Raw genomic sequence first — 6,000 nt, forward strand, 5'->3', positions numbered from 1 at the left:
GTTGCGGGCTCCAGCGGCCCGCCTCAGATGTTCCTGAGCATCAATGCAGCGCGACCTAGGATAATCTGCAAATCCGCGCGCGACATATCGGCGGTGCGGTCGGCGGCGCTTTCAAGCTCTTCGGCAAACGATTGGCAGGTCATTCAGAGGGCAGCTGCCCGTCTTGTGGTTCGTCATGGTGCACTGCTGGGCTTTCGATTCTTCAGTATGTTGGCCTCGCGCAGCAGTGATGATCGATCCGTTCCTAGCAATTCTATGAGCGTGAGAGCCTGGTCCCGGGTGATCCCGGTTTCACGTGCGAGCGCCTGCGCCTGGAGTTCCTTTTGCCGCTCGGGTTCACTTTTTCTATCTTCGCCCATGGTGAGATGTTCCTTCCCACTACGGAACCCAACTTGCGACATAGCGCCTTGTTCCTCTTTGTTCCGAAATTCGTTCATCCGCTCTGTTGTTCGTGTTCAAGCTGGAACTAATGTCCGTTCGGTAGCTTATGCCCAGATGAGCGCACGCGGCATCACTTTCCTGCACAAGTGGATTGCGAACAGCGTTCCTAGAACGGCCCGGCCGGATGTAATTTCGATCAATGAGCTGACGCACAAGCTGTTTGCCGACGCGAAGTCAGTGGGCATCAGGCGTGAAGAGATCGACGAGGAAGTCGACAGTCTCTACCGCACCATCCTTAATGCCATTGTGCATTTCGATCCGGGATTGTCGGAGTAATGGTTTTATCCACGAGCGCCCGCCTGAAGCGCGCGAGGGTCGCGCTTTCCTTATGCCATCGGGCGTCGCACTGCTGGTCTTGGTGGCTGGTTGACGGTCGATTGTGTTGGTCCCCGACAGCCGCGCTTTTCCTTCCCGCTGCCGTTGGATCGGGTCTTGGTCAAAATTTTACATTAGAAACTTGGAACATAAGTGAGGCAGAAAACATTGTTGGCGCCATGGACAAGAACGATGGCGACAATCTTCCTGAGGGGTTTCCGGACAACCTGCCCGAGGATCCAGTGATCCTAGCCGATATCACAAAAAGAATTTCGAGAGAGATCGACGGTAAAATTGGGCCGGACGGTTTGGCGGTCACGGAGGCCAGGCGGGATCGCAATCTGGTTGGGGAATGGGAAGAAGCTGACCCCGCCCTCGAAGCCAGCCCGTCCGTGGTTCCGTTGTTCCTGGTTCTGTATGCGCTCACTATGTTGGGCTTGGCAGGATACGCCATCGCTCGTTGGTACTTTCTATGGCGTGCTTGAGTTTCGGTTACGCCCGGCGAGGGTGTGAAGGTCTCGGCCCGGAATCACGTTCTGTTCACTCTGGCTAATATAAGCCTGCCGCCTAGAATCGAGTGAGTGCGTAAAATTGTAAGTACCGGCGCCCGCCGGCTCGAGTTCATTCCGCCGATGGAGCCCAAGCTGGTCGCCAAGCCGCCCGGTGGCGAGGACTGGATTCACGAGATCAAGCTCGACGGCTACCGCTCTCAGATCGTCATCAACAGCCCCGAGGATATCCGCGTCTTCACCAAAACCGGCGCAGACTGGACGAGCAAATATACAGGGCTCGTCGAGGCCGCGCGAGAGCTCGAGGTCGAGAACGCGATCATCGACGGCGAGGCTGTCGTCACCAACGATGCCGGGCTGCCGGATTTCGCCGCACTCCAGAAAGCCGTCCACAGCGATCCCTATGCCATGTATCTGGGCGCCTTTGACATCCTGCACCTGAATGGCCACGACTTACGTGACATCGGCTGCAAGGGGCGCCGCGAAATCCTCTACGGCATCATCAAGCCAAACAGCCGGATCCAGTTCAGCGAGGCGATGCCTGGTGACGCAAAGGCGATCTTCTATCTCGCCGACCAGGCCGGCCTCGAGGGGATCGTCTCAAAGCGCGCCGACAGCAAATATGGCAGCGGCCCGACGACGAACTGGCTGAAGATAAAGAGCTGGACGGTCGACGAGTTCGAACTGATGGGAGTCGAGCGTGAGCCGGGCAAGGCGGCTTTCGCGTTACTGGCAGAGCCTGGCACCGGGAAATATGTCGGTTCGGCCTTCATCAGCCTGGGCCGCGACATGAAGGAGCGGCTGTGGAAGCGTGTCCAGGAGCATGCCGGGCCTCCGCCAGAAGCCATGGAGAAGCGGCCGGCGACGCAGTGGGTCAAGCCCGGGATGAAATTGCGCGTCAAGCATCTCCGCGGCGATCACAGCCACATACGCCGCGCCTCGCTGCAAGATTTTTGGGATGAGAGTTAGCCAGCGCTCCGAATAGGCGGCGGGCTTTTCTGTTCACCCCGAGCCGTGCGGCGCTTCGAAAGCGCCCGCCACAACTCCGCTTCGTCGCTGAACCCGTTCTCGAAAGCCTCGATGACTTCGCAGGCGAGATGTTCCCGTTGGTCCTTGTCTTTTCGGGCTAGGCGGTGCTCGGCGCACAACTGGTCAAACACTCGCTGGAGCAACTCCAGATCGGTAGGTCTGAATATTCCGCTATAGCGCCTAAATGGCATGGCCGCCGCCCTCAACAGCGGCTGAACGCGGAGCAGTCGCTAGCGATTGTGCTCGGGTCGGTGAGTTCCGTTGATCCGTTCAATCCTGCCCTTATCGAGCTTAAAGATGCCGTTGCCTCCGCCTTGCTGTTCAAAGTCCGTTTGCATCTCATCCCAGGAGTCAAGGTACCTGCCGCAATCGTCGCAAGCGATTGAAGTATCGGGCGTCGCATCAGCGGGAATCCTTAGCCGTATCGTTAGGCAGTAAGGGCATTCCAGGAGCTGGTCGAGATAATCGTGGGCAACTTCTGCCATCGGATTTCTCCCCTATAGGGGCGGGAGCACCGAAGTTGGCTTCCAAGCGTCCGCGTGCCGTGAAAGGGCGGACGACACGCTGGACCCTACGCCTCATCCACAGAATAGCGAGTCATTTGCGATTGCGTAGCGCGGTAGCGCCTTAGCCGCCGCCGCCGCCGCCGCCGCCCTTTCTCAGCCTCACCCCGGCGCCGCCGCCATTCTCGGGGATGAACTCGATGCCGGCAGATTCGAGGGCGCGGCGTATGGCTTTCACGGCATCAGCAGAGGGGGCAGGCTTTCCCGAACCTTCGGCGCGTTTCCCCGTCATGGACGAGACGTTTGCGGCGGCCGCGACATCAGGCTGAGAGAGTCCAAGAAGCGCTCGCGCCGCTCGAAGCTGATCGGATGAAGTCGCCAAGCTCATCGCGGCGGACGAGGCGTTTCTTGCAGCGCATCCGCAACCTCGTAGAAAACGTGGGTTGAGCGACCAGCACTGATCCCCGGCAACAACTGCCTAAGCCCGTTGCCTCACGGTGGCGGGCCTTTTTGTCGCTCAGGAACCTTACGCCTCGGCTAGCCGTTGAGGCCCACCAAACAGGAGATCACAATGGCTGACGACCCGAACGAAGACGCAACGCCGACGGAGACGCAGCGCGAAGCTCAGGAAGCTTTGGAGAAGCAAGTTGCGCAGCTGAAGCGCGAGATCAACAAAATCAATCGGACGCTCGCGGAGCGTGCTGAAGAGGTGGTCGAAGAAGCCACTGGTTGGTATGAGGGCGCGGCCGATAGCGTGTCTCGGACAACGCAAGCACTTCGCAAAAGGGCGTCTACGGCTTCCGGTGTCGTTCAAGAAAATCCTGGCACTGTGTCGTCCGCCTTCATCCTGGGCGCGGCTGTAGGCCTGCTGTTGGGCCTTTTTCTTGTGGCCGGCGACCAGCGCCGGGACCGCTGGATCTAACACGCCGTAAATGAGGGCCGGAGCCCGCTGCCTCCGGTGGTGGCGGGTTTTTTGCTGAGGGCGGTCAGTTCGGCGCGATTAACGTTCTCTGCGATTTCCAAAACTGAGTGTCGATCGCGTTTTTAGTAGCCGCCACCGCCAGTACTGCCGGCACTGCCACTACTGCTCCCGCTCGATGTAGACGCGGTTGGCGGTGCGGGTCGCCGCGTGGAGCGCCGCCCTACTGAGGCCGCGCGAGCCGCTCTACGAGCGCGTGGGCTTCAGCCAACCTGGCCAGCGCTTGCTCGACTTTCTGCGCCGAGCGGTCCGTGCGCTGGATGTGCCTCACGATTTGCTGCCTTAACCGCGCGAGCCTTTCGGCGCGATATACATCGCCGTACCTCGCAGTTTCAAGGTGGAGGGTCGCGAGCCTCATGGGCGACGATTCCATTATCTACTGACGCGCCACAACCGGGGTAAGTCGCGCCATGCATCAAAGTAGCAGCGGCCCATGATGGGCTTCATCCATCGATCGGATGACGCGGGCTCATCGGCTTTGGCGAAGTCTATGCCACTGGGCCGATGCGAATCGTTGCTGCCTTGGAGGGTCTCAACGGACTCGTCCTGATCGCTTGGTCAGCATCGTTCGCATACGCATCGACTTCGGATCTGTGGAAGCGGAAGCAAGACTGACGCGCGTTGCAGAGGTCGTGTTCCTTCGTCGTAGCTGTTCGCGCCGAAAAGGTGCGGCGGGCTTTTTCCGTTAGCGTGGTAATCGAGGCCATTACCCCCTATTGGGGAGGGTAATTTCGGGATGAAGCGCGTCCAGGAACATGCCGGGCCACCACCCAAGGACATGCCAAAGCGGCAACGCAGTGGGTCAAGCCGGGGATCAAGGTCCGCATCAAGCATCTCAGGGGCGAGGAAGACCTTCGGCACGCCTCGCTGCAGGATTTTTGGGACGAGAGCCAGGACCAATAAAAGAGAGGACCGACTGGCCAAAATCTGTGCGAGTGCGTACAGTCTGAGATCGCCAGCCACGCACAATGGGCGCTGACGCTTGGGAGCGACCATCGCACTCCTGCCCCAAACGTAAGGCATTGTCTGATGGCAGATGAAGCAGGGCGGGTCCGCCCGACAGACGACTATGTACGCTCACTTGCGCGGGAGTCCGGTGCTACTGAGCAGCAGATACGCGACATTGCATCGCTGATCGGGCTTGATCGTGCCTCGATTCTGAGAGAAGCCGCGTCTCTTGCGCCGTGATCTAGGGCGGTAAGCTTTAAGGCTTTCCCAGCAGTCGACTATCACGCACCTAGGACGGCCGGCCGGCCCGGATCATTGCGCGCGCGATCCGATCGACACGCTGAGGCGACCCGGCACAACATGCTTGTCAAGGCAGAATGCAGTTGTGTCAATGTTCGAAACTGCCGTTCGGATGCGGACCACGCGCCAAATCGAGGAATGGCGGGTGGTCGCTTATCAGCGCAGGAAGGGATTTAGCTGCGCGGATCTCAAATCGGGTGCCTCCAGCAGGGTTTTTGACAAACTCATAATCCGTTCGGAGCTAGAATGGCCGGCCGGTTCTCATCATGGCACGGGCGATCGCGAGCTGCGCCTCGACCTTGGCGTTTTCCTTTTGCGTCATGCTGTCGGCGGCGATCAGCCGGCGTAGCGAGCGCATGAGCTCCCTGCGCGTCCAGCCGACCTCCAGCATGCTGTCGACAATCGCCTGAAAGCCGGGCTCCATCGCCTCCGTTTCGGAACATGTCACATAGTCCTTTGGGGGCGGTCGCCACCCCATTTCTCAAGCGGGTCGATGTCACACTTCTTCCAATGGTCGGTAGTTCGGCGCACAAGCTCGTATGGTCCGCTCGTCCGGTGATCGAATGTCATAACGGTATCCGCTACCCTGACGGTTTCCCAGAGATGCCCGGACAGGGTTGCAGCCGCCTCAGCCGATGCCGTGTCCCATGCTGTCTCGCGATCTTCGAATGGCCCGAGATGAAAAACGACTGCTCTTACGAGGCTGAGTGCATCGTCATAGGGGACAAAGCGCAGATTACGGCGCCCGTGGGCCTGTCCCACAGTGGGTCATTTGCTGCTGGCACCGCAATTGCATGGTCAGCATCGGGGCGAGTGGGGGCCCCGCCGCTTCGCAAATGGAGCGGCGGGGCTTTTTGCATTTCAGCCATCACCGCAAGTTCGAGCGGCCCGACAGCCACTGACCAACAGCCGGCCGCCGGGCCTAACCAGCAAACGGGGTAGGTTCGCCGGCTGGGAAGACTGTAGGCCGCTCAAG

General features: G+C 59.8%; 7 protein-coding genes. 4 read left to right on the top strand and 3 right to left on the bottom strand.

The genetic code is table 11. From position 1 onward, the window contains the following. Positions 1-173: 173 nt before the first annotated feature. Positions 174-359 (bottom strand): hypothetical protein, encoded by a 186-nt coding sequence (locus AC0L16_RS09080; protein ID WP_031254822.1) that lies wholly within the window; start codon positions 357-359, stop codon positions 174-176. A 136-nt stretch (positions 360-495) separates the two neighbouring features. Here AC0L16_RS09080 and AC0L16_RS09085 point away from each other — a divergent pair, with 136 nt between their 5' ends. The 3 genes from AC0L16_RS09085 (at position 496) to AC0L16_RS09095 (ending at position 2,234) form a co-directional block, all read left to right on the top strand. Then, positions 496-717 carry a DUF768 domain-containing protein gene (locus AC0L16_RS09085; protein ID WP_473620251.1) on the top strand — a complete coding sequence of 74 codons (222 nt, stop codon included), beginning with the start codon at positions 496-498 and terminating at the stop codon, positions 715-717. Positions 718-935: 218 nt separating this feature from the next. Continuing rightward, complete coding sequence (locus AC0L16_RS09090; protein WP_473620252.1) at positions 936-1,241, top strand: hypothetical protein; 306 nt, start codon at positions 936-938, stop codon at positions 1,239-1,241. Between the two features lie 96 nt (positions 1,242-1,337). Further along, positions 1,338-2,234 (top strand): ATP-dependent DNA ligase, encoded by an 897-nt coding sequence (locus tag AC0L16_RS09095; RefSeq protein ID WP_473620254.1) that lies wholly within the window; start codon positions 1,338-1,340, stop codon positions 2,232-2,234. A 290-nt stretch (positions 2,235-2,524) separates the two neighbouring features. Here the strand turns inward: AC0L16_RS09095 and AC0L16_RS09100 are convergent, their stop codons facing one another. Beyond that, complete coding sequence (locus tag AC0L16_RS09100; protein ID WP_473620255.1) at positions 2,525-2,779, bottom strand: hypothetical protein; 255 nt, start codon at positions 2,777-2,779, stop codon at positions 2,525-2,527. Between the two features lie 589 nt (positions 2,780-3,368). Here AC0L16_RS09100 and AC0L16_RS09105 point away from each other — a divergent pair. Continuing rightward, positions 3,369-3,719, top strand: coding sequence for a hypothetical protein (locus AC0L16_RS09105; protein ID WP_473620256.1), 351 nt, complete (start codon positions 3,369-3,371; stop codon positions 3,717-3,719). 1,546 nt (positions 3,720-5,265) lie between these two features. Here AC0L16_RS09105 and AC0L16_RS09110 read toward each other — a convergent pair. Beyond that, entirely contained in the window at positions 5,266-5,448 is a 183-nt protein-coding gene (locus tag AC0L16_RS09110) for a hypothetical protein (RefSeq protein ID WP_473620258.1), read from the bottom strand. Positions 5,449-6,000: the final 552 nt, after the last annotated feature.

The sequence above is a fragment of the Mesorhizobium sp. WSM4848 genome (assembly GCF_055811375.1).

Excerpts from the sequence above, each read along its gene's own strand:
- AC0L16_RS09105 (WP_473620256.1), top strand. The coding sequence starts at position 3,369 with ATGGCTGACGACCCGAACGAAGACGCAACGCCGACGGAGACGCAGCGC.
- AC0L16_RS09085 (WP_473620251.1), top strand. The coding sequence starts at position 496 with ATGAGCGCACGCGGCATCACTTTCCTGCACAAGTGGATTGCGAACAGC.
- AC0L16_RS09080 (WP_031254822.1), bottom strand. The coding sequence starts at position 359 with ATGGGCGAAGATAGAAAAAGTGAACCCGAGCGGCAAAAGGAACTCCAG.
- AC0L16_RS09110 (WP_473620258.1), bottom strand. The coding sequence starts at position 5,448 with ATGGAGCCCGGCTTTCAGGCGATTGTCGACAGCATGCTGGAGGTCGGC.
- AC0L16_RS09090 (WP_473620252.1), top strand. The coding sequence starts at position 936 with ATGGACAAGAACGATGGCGACAATCTTCCTGAGGGGTTTCCGGACAAC.
- AC0L16_RS09100 (WP_473620255.1), bottom strand. The coding sequence starts at position 2,779 with ATGGCAGAAGTTGCCCACGATTATCTCGACCAGCTCCTGGAATGCCCT.